This window comes from Methanobrevibacter sp., from assembly GCF_015062935.1.
Taxonomy (GTDB): Archaea; Methanobacteriota; Methanobacteria; order Methanobacteriales; family Methanobacteriaceae; genus Methanocatella.
The window spans coordinates 21999-42234 of sequence record NZ_SUTM01000011.1; the positions used below are offsets into that span (position 1 = coordinate 21999).

Below are 20236 nucleotides of genomic sequence, written 5' to 3' on the forward strand. Positions count from 1 at the left end.
TTTCAATCTTCTGTAATGTCTTCAACATACATTAAAGGGTAATTGAGTTCTTCAATAAACTCAATTCTTATTGTAGCTTTGACATTTTCTACTTTTGTGTAAATTTTAACATCCAACATATCCCCTGTAAGGGAGGTGTATTCAAATTCGGTCATTGACTGCTCGAGTTTGTCGAATCTGATAGTCACATCAACATCTTCTATTGCAGGCTGCAATTTTAAAGATTCTTCCATACTTGTTTCAAGACCGCTTTTTGTATTTTTGTTAATGGGGGTTCCAACAAACTGGTGGAATAACGCCCCCATACTAATGGCTCCTTCAAATATGGCTCTTTCCCTTGTGGTTATATTGGAGAAATATTCTTTATCAACGTCCATTATATTCCTCCGTTTAAAAAGATTATCTTGTCATATATCAGCTCTGAAGGGATTGGATTTATGCAACAGTATGCCAGTATTGCAGAGATAATCAGTACAGTAGCCAATATGAATATCCTTTGTTCTTTAGGGTAGAAATAACTGAAAATCAATCCTACCACTAAAAATATTGCAGTAATAATCCATGCGTTGGATTCTTGAGGATTATTTTTAATGATATCGTCATTTATTGAACTGACGTTGCTTAATTCTCCCTGAATGATTAGTCTGTTTTCAGTTGATCCAATTGGGTCGCATGTGATGAGATATAAATTATTTTCTCCTTCAACTGCTGTTAGTTTATAGTCCGCAGGAACAATCATTGAGTTTACAACAGTATATTTTAATTCACCTATTCCTGGCCATTCCAAAAGCAGTTCATCGCCGTTGGACAGTTCATTAAGTCTTAAAAATGGTGAACCTTGCAGGGTTCTATGTCCAAACAGCAGCACGTCACCTTGTTCAGGCATATATGAACTTGGTTCATGCAATACTCCCTGTGATAATGATTGATTGTTAATCTTTTCATTAACTCCTATTGAAGGAATGACAATTGCAGGGGACTCAATATTCCTTTCCACAGCAATTTTGGATGAAAAATAATTCACTTCCCCCATTGCATATAATCCTATTATAAGAATGCAAATAATAACGATTATTGTTGAAATAGTTTGTCTGTTCATAATCATTAATTTTGTAATATTTAATATAATAATTTTTTTAATATGCATAGGTACTTCTCAACTCTTCAACTATCCATGTCGGAGCTTTGGATGTTGGTATGGTCAACACTATATTTTCCATATTGTTTAACAGGAAATTAACCTTGTCCTGTGGAGTTTCAATCAAAAGCATGTACTGTGCATCGAGATCTCCTAAATTGATTTGCCGTTCATAGTTTGATAATTTGACCCCATAATCCTTGAGTAATTCAATAGTTTCTTTTTCACTATATCCTTTTATGATGGACCCCTTCAGCAGTTCCAAAACATTTGATGAAAATGATTTTGTGTTTTCTCTGGGATATGTGTCATTTCCGTTAATGTTCATTCTGGACTTTGAATATTCCGAATCGATTTCTCCATTTTCTTCATATCTCATTATGGAAAGTACTGTGCATCCGCTTATGTCCGGGCTTGAATTGGTCTGGCCGCTTTCATTGGTGAAGTTTGAATTAAGATATATGTCAACGACGCTGCCTACATTAATCAGTCCCGCTCCGGCCTGCAGTCTTGAAACAAGTATTGGCACTGACACGGTATTTGGTGTTTCAAATTTTATCTTTGATAAAACCGTTGCGTCATTTTCATTGATGATATTGACGGCTTCATCTCCGCTCATTATTATGTCTTTACTTTCATTTGAATATACTGCCATAATTCGGTTATATGAATCAATATTTGAGCTTATAGATTTCTTATGGTAGGATTTCCAGTCTTTTGACGCCTGCGATAGTATGTTTATGCTTTCTAGTTCTCCGGTACTTTTAGCATTATTGATTTTGTTTTCCAATGTAATTTCATTTGGTGATGTTACCAGTGGTCCGGAATATAGGTCATGAAGCTCATTCAACTTTGTTGTTTTCATAAGTGACAGTTCTTCCTGTTGCGGTTGATAAATTAAGAAATAATATGATGATACGATTAATGTAATTAATATTAATGCAGTTATGATAACTCCGGTTTTTCTTTTTTGCTCATCATCGCTTATCTTTGTTGATTTGGGATTGAGATAAACTCCGATTTTATGATTCAATTTTTTCAGCGGACTTAATTCATCTTTTTTCGCAGGTTTTTTGAGAGTTTCTTCCGTGTATTGCTTTTTAAGGTCCTTTGTTTCTCCAAAACCCTTTGGAAATAATGGATCTCTTGGTTTTTCTTCGGTCATGGTTCTACTCCTAATTGGTGATTAAAAGTAGATGGTGTCAATTTAAGCGTAATTTTTAATTAAATTAATTATAAAGTAATATAAACAGAAAATCAACAACAATAACGCAGGAATATTGATGTTAAATAGGACAAATTTAACAGGCAATATCAGCAGCACGATTAGTATGCATGATACGGCCAATGTCGGAATATTGTCGAATTTGGGATATCTTATGGTACTTATCATTATTAATGAAATGATAATGCTTAAGATTAACGCTAGATATGGGTTATATATTCCGCTTAGGTATAATGTAGCTAATATAAATGCAATTCCCGGAATTGGAAATCCGATGAAATCCTTTGTTTCGATTTTATCGGCAATGACATTGTATCTTGTCAATCTTAAAACTCCGCAAATTACAATTAATAGGCCTACGATTATTGTTATTGGTTGAATTATATCGGTGGTGGTGTTAATAGTTGAATATAGGAATACTGCTGGTGCCACACCAAATGATACTGCATCGGATAGGGAATCTATATTTTTCCCAAAGTCTAATGCATCGTTTCTATTTATTTTTCTCGCTACCCAACCATCTACTGAGTCAAACATGATTGCAAATATCATGAATAATGCTGCTAGCTCAAAATTTTGGTTTATTGAGTTCAGTATTGATATAAAACCGCAGCTCATATTCAATAATGATATTATGTCTGATATTGCTATAAATTTTCTTATAGATGTATCTTCAATTTTCATGTTTTCTCCAGTAATTAATTTCTATGTTTTGACATATTAAATTTGTCTTTGATTTTAGCTTATTTTTACTTATATTTGTATTTAATTATTTATAAGTGTTATTTTTATTGGAGTGTGTTATATTTTTTATTTTTTTAGATAATACTTATTATATGGTGATTTTTTTTAACATTTCGGCGTCATTATTTAGTTTGATTAAAAAAATTGAGATTTATTAATTAATTTTGTAAAATTAACCATCAAAGATAAAATATATATAATAATATTTTTAATAAATATTAATTGTTAGACTGTTAATAAATAGCTATAATGTTTTTTTATTTAAGCCTTATCCAGGCTTGAATTTTTATAAAAATGATTATGGATATTTATTTTTAGTTTCAGAATTTATATTAATTGTATTGCGAGTAGTCAAATGATTGAAGATAATATCCGTGTTCTCAGACAAGCTGCAAGAGTCACTACAGACAGTAGTTTCAAGATTGAAAAAACTTGGTGTGTCATTGCAGGTAATGTTGATTTGGTTGATGAGATGGCTTATAAAGCTATTCTGTCCAATTCAAACATTAAAATTTTATTCAGGGAGCATGCGATTTTAAAAGATGGTAAATTAGATAAAAAATTTGATTTCTTGATGCTTTATGGAAACTCCATTGTGATTAATGAGTTTAAACAATATGCGGCAAATTGCGGCGGTGCCTATGTTCAGATTCCCCGCAGATACCTGTCCGATGAACCTAATCTGATGGTCCTTGTGGCACCGGATAATGTTTTAAAATTTGCCTTTTCAAGAATTGAAAAATCAAAAATACCATTTAAGATTCTTCAGAAATCACAGACTACTAGTTTCATCGATGTTGATATAAATAATGACGTTAGATTGCCAAATTTCATTAAATCTGCTTTGAAACCATTTTACAATGCAAATGAAGTTGTATTAACTACTGTAGTCGTTTCTGTCGAAAAAGATAAGGACGTTGGTAGATTTCAAAGCGTAGCTACATCTAATAAAATTTTCGTTATAGATTTTAAAGATATTGTAACGGAGGAATAATCATGAATATTTTTGGAAAAGATGAGGAAGAACCACAAATTGAAAATACCCGAGTCATTAGCAATAGTTTAGGAATTGATTTAGGAACTTTAAACACTGTTATCGCAAAACCTTCTGGTGATAAATTTGATTTATATCAAATCCCATCAGTTGTTGCTGTGAAAAAAGATGACCCTTCAGAAGTTTTAGCTGTTGGTGAAGAAGCTAAAAGAATGCTTGGAAGAACTCCAGAGGATATTCTTGCAGTAAGACCTTTGAAAAAAGGAGTTATTGAAAATGTTGTACAAGCACAAGCATTACTCATTAAAGCAATGCAAATTGGTATCAATGAGGGCGAAAGTGTTGGAAGAATAGTCATCGGTATTCCTGGTGATGCATCTGAAGTTGAAAAGAATGCTGCTGAAGAAATCGGCAGAAAAGCAGGTGCACAAAATATTTTGGTTATAAGTGAAGGTTTAGCTGCAGCTATTGGTGCAGGTTTGCCTATTGCAGAACCGAATGGAACTATGGTTGTTGATATTGGTGCAGGATCAACTGATATTGTAATCATTTCCCTCGGCGGTATTAATGATATTGAAACTGTTAGATGTGGTGGTGACGATATCGATAATAAAATCGTAGAGCTTGTTGCCGAAAAATATGATGTAGCTATTGGTATTCATGATGCAGAATCCGCAAAAATGGAAGTGGGTATGGTCCATTGTAGCGAACAAATTGAAAACTTAAGTGTTGAAGTTATTGGAAAATCTTTAGAAACTAACAGGCCTAAAAAAGTTGTTATTGATTCAATGTTGATTGCTGAAGCTGTTGAACCATATATGCAACAAATTATCGGTGGTTTAAATGTTATCTTGGAAAGATTATCTCCTGAATTAATGATGGGTGTTTATAACAATGCCGTTGCTGTAGGTGGAACTTCCAGATTACGTGGAATTAAAGAAAGAATCTTTGATGAAATTGGAATTCCAATTGAAATCTCTGATGATCCAATGACTGTTGTTGCAAAAGGAACAGCTATTGTTGCTGCTGAACCTCTTGCGTTAGAACCTGAAGTCCGTCTCAGGGCTATGAAATAAATAAATTTTTATTTATTTCTCTTTTTTTTATTGATTTTTATGGATATTTTAGGTATTGATGAAGCAGGCAGAGGCTCTGTTTTAGGTCCCATGGTTATTGCAGGTGTTGTTGTTCCTGAAAAAATGGAAAAAGTTTTAGAGCGTATGGGCGTTAAAGACTCTAAAAGATTAACTCCTAACAGGCGTACTATTCTGTCCCGTAAACTTAAAAAAATGTTTGATTATGAGATTGTTGTCATATCTGCTAGGGAAATTGATGAAATGCGAGCTGAAGGCATTAATCTTAATGAAATTGAGAAAAATGCCATGGAATCTATTTTGTTAAAAATCAAACCTGAAAAAGCTATTGTGGATGCAGTGGATGTTAAGGCCGAACGTTTCCAAAGCAATTTATGCAATGATACTGGCGTTAATGTTATTGCGGAACATAAGGCTGATGATAAATATATTGAAGTTAGTGCGGCTTCAATCATCGCTAAAGCAGAAAGAGATGATCAAATCGCACAAATTAATAAGGATTTTATTAAATCCGGTGGAATTGGTTCCGGTTATCCTTCAGATCCAAAAACAAAAGAGTTTTTAACCAATTATACTTATGATGAGATGCCTGATTTTGTTAGAAGGTCTTGGGCAACTGTAGCTAAAATGAAATAATTTTTTTCATATATTTTAAACAATATTTAAGTATATGAATTAATAAAACTATTTTTATAAACTTTTTAAATTTAAATGGATAAGAGGATAAAAATGATTATTGAATATATTGGTCCATTTCTTGATGGTATTGTAGATATTTTCACTCAAGGGGGAATTATTACATATATCATTCTTTTTATTGGTATTTATGGTTTAGTTATTTCAATAAGAAAGATTGCTTATCTTAGGAAAATTAGTAGAGTAGATACTACTGAGATTTTTGGGGTTGTAACCGCATCCATGGAAAGGGGTGGAGCTGTAGAAGCTTTAAAACAAATTAATGGATTTAAAAACCCTATCTCCAAGATTATTTCTGAAACTTTAAAAATCGGATATAAAAATAAAACTGAAGTTGAGGAAAGTATGGAACAAATCTTCATTGTTGAAGTGGCGAAAATGACAAAAGGATTAAGTACTATTAAAACTATCACTGAGTTGGCTCCGTTTTTAGGTTTGATAGGTACTGTTATTGGTATTTGGATGACATTCAAGTCCCTTGGTGTCCATCCTGATTCTGCAGCTATGGCTGAAGGTATTTACGTTGCTTTAACAACTACTATTATGGGGCTTCTAGTTGCAATTATTCTATTGCCAATTTATTCTTATATTCAAGATCTCATTGATGCCGAAATGGACAAAATCGAGTTAGCTACAAAAATGACCAATTGGGGATTTGCTGTAGTTAAAGTTAGAGTTGATTCTAATGTGGAATGCGCACTTGATGCTTTACAGGAAGCTGAAGGTGTTGTTAATACAAGATTAATTTCGGATCCTTACGCCAATATTAAGGTTTCTTTTAAACCTAGTATGTTGGATAAGAGTATTTCGAATATTATTTTAGAGAAATGTAATGTTAATGCTGAAATTACTGAAAGTAAATTAAAACAATAGGTGATTAGATGGCTATTGATGTTAAAAGGCATAAAAAGAAAGTTTTAAGTCAAAAACCAAGTATCAATTTAGTTCCTTTCATTGATATTCTTTTCACAATAATGATTTTTTTAGTTGTTACAAGTAATTTTTCAGCTACTGATGTTCAAACTGATGATTCTGATGTTGCTTCTGATGCTACTGGAAAACCAAACGTCACTGATGTTTCTGGAGACCAGGAGTATTACATTGTACCTGTCGCAAATTTGCATAAGGTTACAGTAAATGGTCAGGATAGATCCGATGCAATCTCGGGAGGAGCTGTCGGTGTTCAAGCTAAGGTAATTGACCAAGGTCAAGTTTCAATTAGGCCAGGTGAAATTGTGATTACAACACCGCCTGACATATCCGTACAACAGGCAGTTCAACGTCCGGAGTTATAACTTAGGGGGAAAATTAAAGTGTATACTGGTAGAATTTTATCAACAGGGATGAATAGTGATGGTAAACCTTTTGTAGCATATCGTGTTTCAAGCAGATCATTTCCAAATAGGCAATGCTTAAAATTCGAAAATCGCGCTGCAATTGTTCCAAAGGAAGGTTTTGAAAAGGACATTTATGAGAACACCTATATCACATATAACTGTATCCGTATTGTTAGGGATATGGCCATTGTATCTAATGGTTCTCATACTGATGTTATAGCAGATAAGATAGCTTTAGGAATGAATATTAAAGATGCAATTGCATATTCATTGCTTACCATGGATTATGAAAAGGATGATTATCATACTCCTAGGATTGCTGCTGTTGTCACATCAACAAATAAGAAAGATGAATATGGCTGTTATGTAGGAATTGCAAACGATAAAAAATTATTGGTTGAGCAAATTCCATATGGTGATGCGGTTTTCATTTCAACATATGGAAGCCAAGTACATGACTTAGTTGAATTTAATGCTAAAACTGCTACAGAATCTGCTAAATTTATTTTTGATGAAGGTACTTTTGCTAATTATAAAAAGCCAGTAACTTCCTGTGCAGCAGTTTTCAATGGAGAATGGACAATAGATGTCTATAATCCATAATTTATTTTTTTTTAATTTTTTTTAGATGATATTATGACAATTGAATTGATAGGTTTAGAGAATATTCCAATTGTTAATGATAAGGATGACATTTCTCTCATTATTAAAGATGCAATTAACAAACAGGGATGTTCCATTAATCATGGAGACATAATTCTTATTGCAGAAACTTTAATTTCAAAATCTGAAGGAAATTTCATCAGATTGGACGATTTAACTCCTTCACAGGAAGCTTTAGATTTGGCCAAAAAGGCTAACAAAGACCCTAAACTTGTGGAAGCGATTTTACAGGAATCAAACGAGGTTATTAAAGTTGGTCCCAGTTTCATCATCACAGAAACCAAACACGGTTTTGTCTGTGCAAATGCCGGTATAGATGAATCTAATGCTGATGAAGGTCTTGCCACTCCAATGCCGGTTAATGCAGATAAATCTGCTTTTGAAATTCGTGAATATTTGGAAAAGGAATTTGGCCAGGAAATAGCTGTTATAATTACTGATACCCAGGGAAGGGCATTCAGATTTGGAGCTATTGGAACTGCGATAGGCTGTTCAGGTATTTCCCCACTTTGGAGGAGAGTTGGTGAAAAAGATTTATATGGTCGTGAACTTGAAACCACTGAAATTGCAACTGCTGATGAACTTTCTGCCGCAGCATCTCTTGTTATGGGGCAGGCTGATGAAGGTTTGCCTGTTGTAATAATTCGAGGATTTGACAGTTTTGACCAATTGAGAAATACTGACTCAAATATTGATGAGTTACTGATGCCTAAAGAATTTGATGTATTTAGAAAATAGGTGTAAAAATGATTACTGTGTTATCCGGAGGGACAGGAACTCCAAAATTACTGCAAGGATTAAAAGAAATTGTTGACCCAAGTGAATTAAATATTATAGTCAATACTTTGGAAAATGATTATTTTTCAGGTGTTTATGTATCAGCGGACATTGATACAGTTTTATATACCATGGCGGACTTGATCAACGATGAGTTTTGGTACGGAATTAAGGGAGACACATTCATCACTCATGAACGCTTAAAGGAAATAGGTTGTCCTGAACTGTTAAGAATTGGTGATAAAGACAGGGCAACAAAAATACAGAAAACATTGTTGATTGAGAAGTACGGTCTGAAAAAAGCCTGTCAAATTCAGGCGGAAAATATGGGTCTTGCATGTAAAGTCATTCCTATGAGTGAACAGGACTCCGATATTAAGATAATTACCGATATCGGTGAGCTGGAATTTCATGATTTCTTAATTAAACATCAACAGGAACCTGAAGTTCTTGATGTAAAGTTTTCAAAGGTTTTGCCTGCTGATGGTGTTATTGATGCTATAAACAATTCTGATGCAGTAATTATCGGACCATCAAATCCAATTACTTCAATTTTACCGATATTGTCCATGGAAGGGGTGCGAGAAGCATTAAAAAATACATATGTTATAGCGGTATCTCCTATTATCGGTTCTGATTCCGTCAGTGGTCCTGCAAGTAAATTCATGAAAGCATTGGATATTGATGTTTCATCAGTAGGTGTGGCCACATTGTATAAAGATTTTTTAGATAATATTGTAATCGACAATGAAGATGTTAATTTAGAACAGGAATTAAATCAAATAATTAATAAGGTAACAATTACAAATACTATAATGAATAATTTAGGTGTTAAAAAAAATTTAGCACAATTGATTATAGATAGTATTCCTTAATATTGAGGGGCGGTTATTCAATGATACAAATGACATTAATACAAATTGACAATTATGGACCTTGGACTGTAACTCCAAGACCAAGAACTGAATCTGATTTACAAATGCTTCAAGCAAATTTATTTGCTGATTTAAATAATCATTTTGGTAATAAAAAAGGATTAGTTTTCTTCACAAGATTTGATAATTTGCTTGCTGTTTCAAATGGACTCAATGAAGAAGACCATTTAAGAATTCAAAGATCAATTAGAAATAGGTATCCTATTACTGTTAGTATGGGAGTAGGTGCTGCAGAAACTCCGCATGAAGCCCAAAAATTAGCTACAATTGCTTTACAAAAAGCAGGAAGCGCACAATCTGGAGAAAGAAAAGAGATTTTAGCTATTGATAGTTTAGTCAGTGAAGAAGACAGCTTTGTTCAAGCAGCGCACATTGATATTAACAGCGTTACAGAAACCTTAACCGATATTGAATCTGCTTTTGATACAAGTTTCATGGTTAATAAAGCTCAACATTACTTAATGACAAAATTAATTAAAAAAGGAGCATTATTATTCTTCATCGGTGGAGATAATTTCATGTCCCCATGTAACGGACTTTCAGAAAAAGAAATTGAAGATATCATGGTTGAAATTGATGAAGAAATTGGAATTAAACTTAAGGCAGGTATCGGCAGAGGTAAAAATGCTGAAGATGCAGCATATATGGCTGATATTGGTCTTGAAGAAATTCGTGCCCATAACAATGAAATGTGGACTTGGGTAGTTGAAAAAGAATACTGAGGAGTATTATGCTTAAAGTAGTTGCGCCTATGGCCGGAATAACTGACAGTACTTTTTTAAATAAGGTTATTCCGTATGGTTTTGATGTAGCTACTTTGGGAGGATATAGTTTAGATGCTCCTACAATTGAAGCAAGCAATAAGATAATTCAGAGGGGCAGGAAAGAATTCCATTTTCCTCTTGATGAAATTTTTTCCCATATTGAAAAGGAAGTTGCTTCAATCAAATCTATGCATAAGGATGTAAAAGTATCTGCAAATGTACGGTCAACAACTCCGCAGCCAATAATTGAAGTTGGAAAAATTAATGGATTGGATATTGTTGAAATTAACTGTCATTGTCGTCAAGAAGAAATTATAGCCATTGGTTGTGGCCAAGAAATGTTAAAAAGGGACGATTTGGGTAATTTCATATCTAAAATTGTCAATAATGTTGACTGTGAGGTTTCAGTAAAAATCAGAGCTAATGTCGATGGAGTTAATACTCTTGACATAGCTAAGATTATTGAAGATGCAGGTGCTGATTATTTGCATATTGATGCTATGAAAAAAGGAGTGTTTGACGCTGATTATAATCTTTTAAAAAGTGTCTGTGATTGTTCTGATATTAAAGTCATTGGAAATAATTCAGTAAACTCTAGTGAAAATGTTAAAAAAATGATTAATACTGGAGTTTATGGGTTTTCAATAGCTCGTGCGGTTATTTCAGGGAATTTAGATTTTAATATTGCTAATTTTTGATATTTTAAAACAATTGTTATTAGAAAGTATTATTAATCATTTAGAATAAACATTATCTTAATAGGTGATTTCATGGATTTTATAACTCTTAAGAATATTACAAAAACATTTGACGGTGTTGATGTTCTTAAAGATATTAACTTAAAGATTAATGAAGGAGAGACTTTAGGAATTTTAGGACGTAGTGGTAGTGGAAAATCTGTTTTAATAAATATGCTAAGGGGTACTTTAGATTATAAACCTGACGCTGGTCAAATTATAATGAACCTTGCTGTTTGTCCGGATTGTTTGGCTGTTGATTCTCCATCCCACGTTGGTGAAAAATGTAGCTGTGGCGGAACATTAGAACAGCAAGAAATTGATTTTTATAACTGTGACAGAAAATTATTTTCAAGTATTAAAAGAAGAATTTCCATCATGCTTCAACGTAACTTCGCTTTATATGATGAAGAAACTGTTATTGAGAATGTTTTAAGAGCGATGGGCGATGAAATTGAATATGATGAAAAAATCTATTTTGCATTAGAACTGCTTGAAATGGTTCAAATGAACCACAGGATTACTCACATTGCTCGTGATTTAAGTGGTGGGGAAAAACAAAGAGTAGTATTGGCAAGACAATTGGCTAAAAATCCAATGATGTTTTTAGCTGATGAACCTACTGGTACTTTAGACCCACAAACAGCAGTAAAACTTCACAATACCTTAAAAGAAGGTGTGAAAGATGAAGGAATTACTATGCTGATTACCTCCCACTGGCCGGAAGTAATGATTGAACTTGCAGATGAGGTAATCTGGTTGGAACATGGTGAAATTAAAGAACAAGGTGAACCTCAAACTGTTGTTGATCATTTTATGGAAACTGTTCCAGTTCCTAAAAAGCCTGAAATCCCTGAATTCGGTGAACCTGAAGTTGTGATTGAAGATGTTAAAAAACATTATTATTCAATTGAAAGAGGAGTAGTTAAAGCTGTAGACGGCGTTAATTTAACAATCAATAAAGAAGAAATTTTCGGTATCGTTGGTTTAAGCGGTTCTGGAAAAACTACAACCACCCGTATGCTTATGGGATTAACCGAACCAAGTAGCGGTAAAATCGATATCAAACTTGGTGATGAATGGATTGACATGACAAAAGTTGGTCCTTTAAACCGTGGAAGAATCATGCCTTATATCGGTTTATTACATCAGGAATATTCTTTATATCCTCACAGGACTATTTTAGGAAACTTAACCGATGCAATCAGTTTAAATCTGCCTGCTGAATTTGGTAAAATTAAAGCTATTCATGCATTAACAACAGTCGGATTTTCTGATGAAGTTGCAGTAACTATTCTTGATAAATACCCTGACCAGTTAAGTGTAGGGGAAAAACACAGGGTTGCTCTTGCTCAGGTATTAATTAAAGAACCTAAACTCATTGTTTTAGATGAACCAACAGGTACTATGGACCCTATTACAAGAGTAATTGTTACCGATTCCATCCTTAAAGCTCGTGCAGAATTAGAACAAACTTTCATTATCGTTTCTCACGATATGGACTTTGTTTTAGATGTTTGTGACAGGGCAGCTTTAATGAGGGGAGGAAAATTATTGGATATCGGTACTCCTGAAGAAATTGTACAGCAATTAACTCCAGATGAAAAAGAAGATATGCTTAAAGACAGATAAGTCTTCTTATTCATTTAATCTTTTTTTTATTTCTTTCCAGTTTGGGCAAAATTTGTCCATTAATTTTTTAAATTTTTTTCCATGATTGAATTCTATCAGATGACATAATTCATGAATCATGACGTATTCCAGACATATGGGATCTTTTTTTGCAAGATTCAAATTTAGGGTAATTCTTTTATTCTGATTGCAGTTTCCCCAATTTTTCATGCTTCTTATTTTTACTTCTGATGGTTTTCTTCCAACGATTTTTGTACATTTGTCTAAAACTGCCGGAACTGCTTTTTTCATTTCGTTTCTGTAAAACTCATTAAGCAATTTGCGACGTTTATCTATTGTGCTTCGTTTGGAAACAGGCAGATACATTATTGATTGTTCTTCGTCAATTAAAGCATGTTTTATATTCTCATTGGAAATTAACTGCAGTTTATATGGTCTGCCCCAAAGATAATGTGTTTCGCCGGTATTGTACTTCAGAGGTGCCTTGATGTTATTGTCTGTAATGTATTTCTGTTTTTTCAAAATCCAATCCTTTTTTGACTTTATAAAATTGGAGATGTCCTCGTCAGATAAAAATAACGGTGCTGACACTTTAACTTCTCCATTTGGAGGAAGTATGCGCAGATACATGTTTTTAATGTTTTTTCTTTCTATGGTGACAGTTATATTTTCAATAATTTTGGTTTGTTTTATCATCTAATATTGATATGGTCAAATAAGGTTTTAAACCTTTAGGGTCAAACTAGAATATTTTTTTTCATGTCCCATTAAAAGATAATGCACATATATTATTAATTTCTTTTTTAATCAATGAATTTATTGCATAAAATTGTTTTTATAAAAAAGGTTATATATTCAAAGTTAAAATAAATTATATTATTATATTATATCAATTAATAAGTTAATTAAAATTATTTTGGAGGTTTATCATGACTTGGGAAGATGCACCATCTCATATATGTAGGGGAGGAGATGTAAGAGGGCTTGCTTTTTGTTGTCCTCCTGTAAAACCATGTCCTGTATTAAATGCACTACGACAAGTTAATTTGACTCCACAAGAATATGTAGAAATAAAAACTCAATTTGCAAAAGAAACTAGATTAGGTGAAGGGGCAGGGACCTGTTTCGGGTCACTTGTATGGTGTTGTAAACCGTCAAAACCATGTCCTTTAAGAGATATGACTTTAAGGAATATGGGGATGAGTCATGATGAATATTTGGACTTGAAAAAGGAATTGTCTGAAAGATTGACTGGAGTTCAAAAACCTGATCCTGATGAAAGGGCTGAAGCGCTAGCTGAAACATTTCAGATTTCTAAGTTAGAAGCTATGAATGTTTTAACTGAATGCAATAATGATTTAAGGGCTGCTGTCAAAGTATTGCATGCTCGCTCTCTTGAAAATTCTGATTAAAATGAATTGGACATCTCTTTATTTAAAAACTTCTGACATGAATGTTTTTATTTTAGGCACCGGCGAAGTTGCAACAAGGAGAGCTAATAAATTTTTAGACCATGGCGCCAATGTAAGATTGGCGGGCAATTTTTTATCTGATGAATTGGCGGACAAGGGAGCTGTTCTATGCTCCACTGATGAAGTTGATGAGTTGGTTAATTGGTCTGATTTGGTTGTAATAGCCAGTGGTGATGAAGAGCTGTCTGATTATGTTTCCAATTTGGCTAAGGATAAACTGGTAAATAGGGCTGATTTGCCTTATGAGGGGGATGTTATTGTCCCTACAAGTTTTAATATTGGAGATATTGAAATTTCTATTTTTACAAACGGCAAAAGTCCGTTGATGGCTCGTCAATTAAGAAAGAAAATTCAGTCAATCATCACGGCTGAAGATATTTTGGAGATTGAACTTCAGGACTATGCACGTTCACTTTTAAAAGACTCTGTTGAAAATCAAAAGGAAAGGCGTGACTATCTTTACAGCATTTTTGAAGATGAAAAAATTAATGATTTTATTAAAAATAATCAAATTGATGAAGCAAAACTTTACATTGATAACTTGATAAGGGGATTATAGTGATAGTTAATTTAAGAGTTGACCATAAAATTGCAGATATCCAATCCATGGAAAGTATTTCAAAGGATATTGATGATTTGTTTTGGAAATTACAGGATAAATATTCAATTGGTGAGTATGTGGAGATTTCCACATGCAATAGGAAAGAATATTATCTTAAAAATGATTATATTTCCGAAGATGATGAATTGCTGTCTCATGAAAATCAGAATATTATCATTGAGTATGGGGAATCTGCAGTGATGCATCTTTTAAGGATGACTTCAGGTCTTGAATCAATGATTGTTGGTGAAGACCAGATATTGGGTCAGGTAAAGGATGCAAAGAATAAGGCCATCAAAAACCGTCATTGCGGAAGAGGTCTTGATGCTGTTTTTACAAAAGCTATTCATGTTGGTCAGGTAGTTAGAAATAAAACCAATATTAATAAGGGTTCTGTTTCCATTGGTTCTGCCGCTATAGATTTGGCTGAAAAACATATCGGCAGTCTTGACGATAAATCTGTTCTGGTCATCGGTGCCGGAAAGATGGGTAAATTAGTTGCAAAAGCATTGGCTGAAAAAGATTTAAATGCTATTTTTGTTGCAAACAGGACTTATTATGTTGCAGTGGAGCTTGCTGAAGATTTGGGTGGACAAGCTATTTTATTCAATGAATTGGAAAAGTATTTGGCCACTGCTGATTTGGTTATAAGTGCTACCAGTGCTCCTCATGCCATAATAACTAAAAAACGCCTTATAGATATTGATATGGATTATGAAAATGTTATGATGGTTGATATTGCAAATCCTCGTGATATTTCTGAAGATGTGTCTGATTTGGGTGTTAAATTATTCAATATCGATGATTTAAGAGAGATTGCTGATGCCAATACTCAGCTAAGAATTAAGGAATTTGGTGAAGCTGAAAACATCATTGAAGATGAGTTCATTTTACTTAAAGAATCCTTCAAAATAATGGAAGTTGATGATCTTCTTGGTAATTTAAGAGCATCTATGGAAGAGATAAGACAACGTGAAACTCAAAAAGCATTAGTTAAGTTGGCTGATGTAGATGGCAGTGCAAAAATTTTAAATAATTTAACAAATTCCATTGTTAATAAGATATTCTTTGATATTTCAAAAAATGTTAAAGATGCTGCAAAAGATGATGACAAAGAGGTTATTGCAGCTGCGGAATATTTGTTTAATTCAAAATAATTATTCAAACATTCCTTTAACTTCATTATGTTTTATCTTAACAGATTTAAGCGCATAGTCTATATTTTTCATTGTTATGATAGTTTCATCATTGGCAATTGCATTGTGAAGAGCTGTTTTTAATATTTTTTCTTTTAAATCCCTTCCGGATAATCCTTTAGTCACTTTGACAATTTTATTCAAGTCAAGGTCGTATTCTATAGGCATTGTTTTAAGATTATTTTCTAAAATCTCCATCCTTTCATTGTCTGTAGGTAATTTGAATTCTATTTCTTCTTCAAATCTGCTTCTGACTGCATTATCAAGTGATGCAGGATTATTGGTTGCTCCAATTGTAATGACTGATTCGTTTTCACTTATCCCGTCCATTTCGGTTAAAAGTGAATTGACAATTTCTGAAACATCTCCTCTCAATGATTGAAATGACCTGTCCAGTGCAATTGCATCCATCTCGTCAATGAATATTATTGATGGTGAATTTTCACCGGCCTTTTTAAACAAATCGTGAATTTTGGATGCACTGTCTCCTACGTGGTCTCCTATCAGTGATGTTGATTTAATCAAATGCAGTGGAACTTCAAACTCATTGGAAAGAGCTTTAACAAGCATTGTTTTACCTGTTCCTGGAAGTCCATAAAATAAAATATTTTTAGGAGCCCACGGTCCGAATTTTTCAGGATTTTCAAGGTATTTTCTAATTACCTTCACCTTGTTTTTTGCATTTTCTTGGCCAACTATATCCTGGAGGCGGATATTTGAACTAACATTAACGTTGTCTCTTTTTGTTTTTAATTCTTCAGTGATGAGTTTAATTTTTGTTTTTTCTGAAATAATTGAGTTATTCGGTTTTGCAGTAACTATTTCAAAACCGTAATCTGGAATGATTTTTTGATCAAATAAATGTGAATTTTCACTTACAACTAATCCCAGCCATTGTTCACGGGCATATTCTTCAAATAATACAGTATTTTTAATTTCTATGTCTTCATCCATTAAAGGAAAATCGAATGGATATCCTACGGGTTTTAAAACCACTAATTCAGCATAGTCTTTTGTTTCTGTTTCTTTTTTAATTGATTTTTGGTTAGTTGTTTTGATTTCCGGCTGTTTATTGTCACTTTTCAAATTATTCACCTCCGATATTTTTTACAAAATAACATTTGTTTTAATTATTTATATACTTGTGCAAACAAAATATTTTTAGAGGTTTGCTTATGAGTTTTAGAACAAGGCGTGTAATATTAAGCGCTCCATTTTATGCTTTATTTGAATTTTTCCTGCTTAAATATATCTTTTTACTGTTTGGCGGCGTCAATGATTTATATTTGATTGGCCCTGCAATTCTTATTGGCGCAATTCATCTTGTGCCAATGTTTTTTGAAGCTAGAAAATCAACAGTTTTCGGAAGGTTTCTGACAACTTTGGATTGTGTCGGAATGTGGGTTTCACTCATGTTTCTAATTGACATTGTTTTGATTTATCTTGTAGGATTATTTGTTTCAATTCCTTTATGGATAATTTGCATACTTCTCGCTATTGTCCCTGTTTTGGGAATTTATAATTACCATAAAGCTCATAAGTTAGTTGTCAATGAGGAAACTTTGGAATTTGAAAATCTCACACGGGACATTAATATTGTCCATTTGTCTGATGTTCATTTTGGTTCTGTACGTCACAAGCCAATTATCCGCCAGATTTCTCAAAAATTAAAGGAACTTGAAAAAGATTGTGATTTGGCTATAATTTCCGGAGATTTGGCTGACGGTTCATCAGTTGTTGAAAAGGATGATTTTATGGAATTTAAGGATGTCAATATGCCGATTATTTTCACTCCCGGAAATCATGATTTCTACATTGGCATCGACAGTGTCATTGACGCATGTAAAAATGCGGGAATCATTGTTTTGGACAATGATTCCATTGAATTTGAATGTCTCAACATTTTCGGTTTGACATTCAGTTTTGATGATAAGAAAAAACCTGAATTGGACAAATCTTTAATTAAACCGGGCTTTGTTAATGTGCTCAATTACCATGTGCCATATTACTGGAAGGAATTTTCACAATTGGGCTTTGACCTTCAGTTGTCAGGTCACACTCACGGGGGCCAGTTTTATCCTGCTATCTTTTTTGCAGAGCTGATTTTCAAATATAATATGGGACTGTTTAAAAATAATCTGGGCAAATACTTGCATGTAACTACTGGTGTAGGTTCAATGGATCCTCCGATGAGATGGGGTACTGATTCAGAGTTGGTAATCTTAAAATTAAGAGAGGCGATAAAATGAGGCATTGTTCAACTTGCGGCAAATTTCACAGAGATAATGATTTATTTTGTTTGAATTGCGGTTCCTTATTATCCGATTATGAACATGCTAAATTGTCCAGTTTAAATTATGATTTGGTCGGTGAGGAATTTTTAACTCAGGTTGCTAACCAGTTTTCGCAGCTAAGCTCCCAATACTCTCAATTAATGGGGGATTTTTCATCTTCTCTTGACGAGTTTACCTCTGAAATAAAAAAGATTTCAAAGGAATCTCAGTTTGCAATATTCAAAGAGCGCATTAAACGAATGGAAAACGTTTTTGAAGGTTTAACTGATTTGTTTGACGATACATTGAATTCCTTGTCTGAAGTTGTCTTCAAGATGTTGGCATTTGAAAATATCATCTGGAAGGAATTCGATGATGAAGATTTAATTTCCTCATATCATAAAATGATAAATTCCCTGCAGGGATTAATTAATTCTGCCAAAGAGTCAAAATCCAGTTTCGAATCAATCAATATTGAATATCCTAATGAAGAATTTGATATTGCAAAAGCAAATCTGCTGTTGCGTTTTGACAGGTTTGTAATTTTTCACGAATCATTCATCAAAGAACTAAGATTTATTAAAGATAAGTATGTAAATAATATTAGTATGAGTTTTGAAGATAATCATAATCATTTTTGTATTTACTGCGGAGCTTCAATTGATGCAAATCAAAATTTCTGCTCCGAATGCGGAAAGCCTATTTTCAGGGAGGAACCGGTTGTTAAGAAAGTTCCTTCACAATATGATTCCAAAATCACAGAGTTGGAACAGGAGTATAATTTAAAACAAGCTAAGGCCAGTGAATTGGTGGTAAAATTATTTGATCCTAATCACATGGCTTATGAACGTTTTACAACATCAATAACTAAATCAAATAACTTATTTTCAATTCAAGTTGATGTTGCAAGAAAAATGGCGGAATTGGATACTTCTGAAAGTCCGTTTGTCATTAGAGAATTGGATGCAAAAATTGAAACTCTTCAGGCATTTATTGACAAAATGGAAGACTTGACAAATGAATTGATTATTCATATGAGCTCAAATAAAAAAGATAATGATGATATCCATAACCTGTTTAATGATATGGATGATCTGATTGATTCTGTTAAAGATTATTAAATCATATTTTCATATATTTCTTTCATTTTTAAAGAATCCAAGTCTCTTTGTGGAGTTTCACAAATAATATTTGCATTCCAACCGTTATCGATTAAATTGCTGAGTAAATCTTCAATATTGGGACCATATTCGTCACCTTCATCCAATACGTGATGCTTTACCTCTCCGCCTCTGCCGTATTCGATTGTTGTAAAATGGCAGTGCAAAATGTCTATGTCCAGATGGTCTTCAATTGTTGAAAAAATGCAGTTATAATCTTCTTTTTTATTTAAAAAACCACGCCCTCTTGCATGAACATGTGCGAAGTCTATTGTAGGTTCAAAATGGTCGAATGTGGCACACAGTTCAACAACTTCTTTAACGTTTCCGAGTTGGGTTCTTTTACCTGTGGTTTCAGGGGCAAAAGTAAACTCTTCAATTCCTTCCGCTTCAAGTTCTTCAAAAAGCCTGTTGACTGTATTTTTGGATATTTCCATGGCCTTTTCAGGTTTTCTGTTTAAATAAGCTCCCGGGTGAAATACCAGTCTATAAGCACCCATCCATTCTCCTGCACGTGCAGCTGCAATCAGATGCCCGATGCTTTTATCAAGTTTGGATTCCTCTTTAGCACATAAGTTAATGTAGTATGGGGCATGCATTGACACTAAAATGTCATGTTTTTCAGATTCTTCCTTTAATGTTGTTGCAGCCTTTTCACCAATTCTAACTCCATATGGTGATTGGTATTCATAGGAGTTTAGTCCTTCTTCAGAAATATATTTCGGAGCTTTGTATGCGGCGCCTTTATAATCGATAGGGCTTCCTGCAGGTCCAAAAAGTACTTTATGTTTCATTTAA

Annotated in this window: 23 protein-coding genes; 16 read left to right on the plus strand and 7 right to left on the minus strand. The window is 33.4% G+C overall.

The window, feature by feature from the left end; genetic code table 11:
* Positions 1–2: 2 nt before the first annotated feature.
* From E7Z81_RS06515 to E7Z81_RS06530, 4 genes are read right to left on the minus strand one after another with little or no spacing between them, the layout of a single operon-like run.
* Positions 3–377 (minus strand): dihydroneopterin aldolase family protein, encoded by a 375-nt coding sequence (locus tag E7Z81_RS06515; protein ID WP_292745547.1) that lies wholly within the window; start codon positions 375–377, stop codon positions 3–5.
* Positions 377–1099: a class E sortase gene (locus E7Z81_RS06520; protein ID WP_292745549.1), complete on the minus strand. Its 723-nt coding sequence runs from the start codon at positions 1097–1099 to the stop codon at positions 377–379. Before E7Z81_RS06520 ends, E7Z81_RS06515 begins: the two co-directional genes overlap by 1 nt.
* A 37-nt stretch (positions 1100–1136) precedes the next feature.
* Positions 1137–2303: a DUF515 domain-containing protein gene (locus E7Z81_RS06525; RefSeq protein WP_292745551.1), complete on the minus strand. Its 1167-nt coding sequence runs from the start codon at positions 2301–2303 to the stop codon at positions 1137–1139.
* Between the two features lie 42 nt (positions 2304–2345).
* Complete coding sequence (locus E7Z81_RS06530; protein WP_292745553.1) at positions 2346–3047, minus strand: archaetidylserine synthase; 702 nt, start codon at positions 3045–3047, stop codon at positions 2346–2348.
* 415 nt (positions 3048–3462) lie between these two features.
* Between E7Z81_RS06530 and E7Z81_RS06535 the strand changes: the two genes are divergently transcribed.
* From E7Z81_RS06535 to atwA, 11 genes are all read left to right on the plus strand, one after another.
* Positions 3463–4101, plus strand: coding sequence for a hypothetical protein (locus E7Z81_RS06535; RefSeq protein ID WP_292745555.1), 639 nt, complete (start codon positions 3463–3465; stop codon positions 4099–4101).
* 2 nt (positions 4102–4103) lie between these two features.
* Positions 4104–5177, plus strand: a complete 1074-nt coding sequence (locus tag E7Z81_RS06540) for a rod shape-determining protein (RefSeq protein WP_292745557.1) — start codon at positions 4104–4106, stop codon at positions 5175–5177.
* 39 nt (positions 5178–5216) lie between these two features.
* Positions 5217–5831 carry a ribonuclease HII gene (gene rnhB / locus E7Z81_RS06545; protein ID WP_292745559.1) on the plus strand — a complete coding sequence of 205 codons (615 nt, stop codon included), beginning with the start codon at positions 5217–5219 and terminating at the stop codon, positions 5829–5831.
* A 93-nt stretch (positions 5832–5924) separates the two neighbouring features.
* Complete coding sequence (locus tag E7Z81_RS06550; protein WP_292745561.1) at positions 5925–6764, plus strand: MotA/TolQ/ExbB proton channel family protein; 840 nt, start codon at positions 5925–5927, stop codon at positions 6762–6764.
* Between the two features lie 8 nt (positions 6765–6772).
* Positions 6773–7186 (plus strand): biopolymer transporter ExbD, encoded by a 414-nt coding sequence (locus tag E7Z81_RS06555; RefSeq protein WP_292745563.1) that lies wholly within the window; start codon positions 6773–6775, stop codon positions 7184–7186.
* An 18-nt stretch (positions 7187–7204) separates the two neighbouring features.
* Entirely contained in the window at positions 7205–7831 is a 627-nt protein-coding gene (locus E7Z81_RS06560) for an IMP cyclohydrolase (protein WP_292745565.1), read from the plus strand.
* A gap of 33 nt (positions 7832–7864) precedes the next feature.
* Positions 7865–8629, plus strand: coding sequence for a coenzyme F420-0:L-glutamate ligase (locus E7Z81_RS06565; protein WP_292745568.1), 765 nt, complete (start codon positions 7865–7867; stop codon positions 8627–8629).
* A gap of 8 nt (positions 8630–8637) precedes the next feature.
* On the plus strand, positions 8638–9543 hold the full coding sequence (gene cofD / locus E7Z81_RS06570; RefSeq protein WP_292745570.1) for a 2-phospho-L-lactate transferase: 906 nt from the start codon (positions 8638–8640) through the stop codon (positions 9541–9543).
* 20 nt (positions 9544–9563) lie between these two features.
* Positions 9564–10325 carry a GTP cyclohydrolase III gene (locus E7Z81_RS06575; RefSeq protein ID WP_292745572.1) on the plus strand — a complete coding sequence of 254 codons (762 nt, stop codon included), beginning with the start codon at positions 9564–9566 and terminating at the stop codon, positions 10323–10325.
* Positions 10326–10354: 29 nt separating this feature from the next.
* A complete protein-coding gene (locus E7Z81_RS06580; RefSeq protein ID WP_367263064.1) occupies positions 10355–11065 on the plus strand; it encodes a tRNA-dihydrouridine synthase in 711 nt (236 codons plus the stop codon).
* A gap of 72 nt (positions 11066–11137) precedes the next feature.
* Complete coding sequence (atwA, locus tag E7Z81_RS06585; RefSeq protein ID WP_292745576.1) at positions 11138–12736, plus strand: methyl coenzyme M reductase system, component A2; 1599 nt, start codon at positions 11138–11140, stop codon at positions 12734–12736.
* Positions 12737–12742: 6 nt separating this feature from the next.
* On the opposite strand, the gene E7Z81_RS06590 is transcribed toward atwA, so the two are convergent.
* On the minus strand, positions 12743–13432 hold the full coding sequence (locus E7Z81_RS06590) for a M48 family metallopeptidase (protein ID WP_292745578.1): 690 nt from the start codon (positions 13430–13432) through the stop codon (positions 12743–12745).
* Between the two features lie 233 nt (positions 13433–13665).
* On the opposite strand from E7Z81_RS06590, the gene E7Z81_RS06595 reads away from it, so the two are divergent.
* Genes E7Z81_RS06595 through hemA form a run of 3 tightly spaced genes read left to right on the plus strand, consistent with a single transcriptional unit; the run spans position 13666 to position 15966 of the window.
* The gene (locus E7Z81_RS06595; RefSeq protein ID WP_292745580.1) at positions 13666–14148 is read left to right on the plus strand and encodes a methanogenesis marker 9 domain-containing protein; all 483 of its coding nucleotides are present in this window, start codon (positions 13666–13668) and stop codon (positions 14146–14148) included.
* Between the two features lies 1 nt (position 14149).
* Complete coding sequence (locus tag E7Z81_RS06600) at positions 14150–14767, plus strand: bifunctional precorrin-2 dehydrogenase/sirohydrochlorin ferrochelatase (RefSeq protein ID WP_292745582.1); 618 nt, start codon at positions 14150–14152, stop codon at positions 14765–14767.
* On the plus strand, positions 14767–15966 hold the full coding sequence (gene hemA / locus E7Z81_RS06605; RefSeq protein WP_292745584.1) for a glutamyl-tRNA reductase: 1200 nt from the start codon (positions 14767–14769) through the stop codon (positions 15964–15966). The genes E7Z81_RS06600 and hemA overlap by 1 nt, the downstream gene beginning before the upstream one ends.
* On the opposite strand, the gene E7Z81_RS06610 is transcribed toward hemA, so the two are convergent.
* The gene (locus E7Z81_RS06610) at positions 15967–17091 is read right to left on the minus strand and encodes an AAA family ATPase (RefSeq protein WP_292745586.1); all 1125 of its coding nucleotides are present in this window, start codon (positions 17089–17091) and stop codon (positions 15967–15969) included.
* An 89-nt stretch (positions 17092–17180) separates the two neighbouring features.
* Between E7Z81_RS06610 and E7Z81_RS06615 the strand changes: the two genes are divergently transcribed.
* On the plus strand, positions 17181–18254 hold the full coding sequence (locus E7Z81_RS06615) for a metallophosphoesterase (protein ID WP_292745588.1): 1074 nt from the start codon (positions 17181–17183) through the stop codon (positions 18252–18254).
* Positions 18251–19399, plus strand: a complete 1149-nt coding sequence (locus tag E7Z81_RS06620; protein ID WP_292745590.1) for a zinc-ribbon domain-containing protein — start codon at positions 18251–18253, stop codon at positions 19397–19399. The genes E7Z81_RS06615 and E7Z81_RS06620 overlap by 4 nt, the downstream gene beginning before the upstream one ends.
* Here the strand turns inward: E7Z81_RS06620 and E7Z81_RS06625 are convergent.
* Positions 19396–20232: a TIM barrel protein gene (locus E7Z81_RS06625; RefSeq protein WP_292745592.1), complete on the minus strand. Its 837-nt coding sequence runs from the start codon at positions 20230–20232 to the stop codon at positions 19396–19398. The two genes, E7Z81_RS06620 and E7Z81_RS06625, sit on opposite strands and share 4 nt — an antisense overlap.
* Positions 20233–20236 lie beyond the last annotated feature (4 nt).

Bases quoted from the DNA above. Each gene is read 5' to 3' on its own strand.
- E7Z81_RS06540 (WP_292745557.1), top strand. From the start codon at position 4,104: ATGAATATTTTTGGAAAAGATGAGGAAGAACCACAAATTGAAAATACC.
- E7Z81_RS06575 (WP_292745572.1), top strand. From the start codon at position 9,564: ATGATACAAATGACATTAATACAAATTGACAATTATGGACCTTGGACT.
- E7Z81_RS06525 (WP_292745551.1), bottom strand. From the start codon at position 2,303: ATGACCGAAGAAAAACCAAGAGATCCATTATTTCCAAAGGGTTTTGGA.
- rnhB (WP_292745559.1), top strand. From the start codon at position 5,217: ATGGATATTTTAGGTATTGATGAAGCAGGCAGAGGCTCTGTTTTAGGT.
- E7Z81_RS06600 (WP_292745582.1), top strand. From the start codon at position 14,150: ATGAATTGGACATCTCTTTATTTAAAAACTTCTGACATGAATGTTTTT.
- E7Z81_RS06625 (WP_292745592.1), bottom strand. From the start codon at position 20,232: ATGAAACATAAAGTACTTTTTGGACCTGCAGGAAGCCCTATCGATTAT.
- E7Z81_RS06515 (WP_292745547.1), bottom strand. From the start codon at position 377: ATGGACGTTGATAAAGAATATTTCTCCAATATAACCACAAGGGAAAGA.
- E7Z81_RS06555 (WP_292745563.1), top strand. From the start codon at position 6,773: ATGGCTATTGATGTTAAAAGGCATAAAAAGAAAGTTTTAAGTCAAAAA.
- cofD (WP_292745570.1), top strand. From the start codon at position 8,638: ATGATTACTGTGTTATCCGGAGGGACAGGAACTCCAAAATTACTGCAA.
- E7Z81_RS06565 (WP_292745568.1), top strand. From the start codon at position 7,865: ATGACAATTGAATTGATAGGTTTAGAGAATATTCCAATTGTTAATGAT.
- E7Z81_RS06520 (WP_292745549.1), bottom strand. From the start codon at position 1,099: ATGAACAGACAAACTATTTCAACAATAATCGTTATTATTTGCATTCTT.
- E7Z81_RS06615 (WP_292745588.1), top strand. From the start codon at position 17,181: ATGAGTTTTAGAACAAGGCGTGTAATATTAAGCGCTCCATTTTATGCT.
- E7Z81_RS06620 (WP_292745590.1), top strand. From the start codon at position 18,251: ATGAGGCATTGTTCAACTTGCGGCAAATTTCACAGAGATAATGATTTA.
- E7Z81_RS06535 (WP_292745555.1), top strand. From the start codon at position 3,463: ATGATTGAAGATAATATCCGTGTTCTCAGACAAGCTGCAAGAGTCACT.
- E7Z81_RS06590 (WP_292745578.1), bottom strand. From the start codon at position 13,432: ATGATAAAACAAACCAAAATTATTGAAAATATAACTGTCACCATAGAA.
- atwA (WP_292745576.1), top strand. From the start codon at position 11,138: ATGGATTTTATAACTCTTAAGAATATTACAAAAACATTTGACGGTGTT.
- E7Z81_RS06550 (WP_292745561.1), top strand. From the start codon at position 5,925: ATGATTATTGAATATATTGGTCCATTTCTTGATGGTATTGTAGATATT.
- E7Z81_RS06530 (WP_292745553.1), bottom strand. From the start codon at position 3,047: ATGAAAATTGAAGATACATCTATAAGAAAATTTATAGCAATATCAGAC.
- E7Z81_RS06595 (WP_292745580.1), top strand. From the start codon at position 13,666: ATGACTTGGGAAGATGCACCATCTCATATATGTAGGGGAGGAGATGTA.
- E7Z81_RS06580 (WP_367263064.1), top strand. From the start codon at position 10,355: ATGGCCGGAATAACTGACAGTACTTTTTTAAATAAGGTTATTCCGTAT.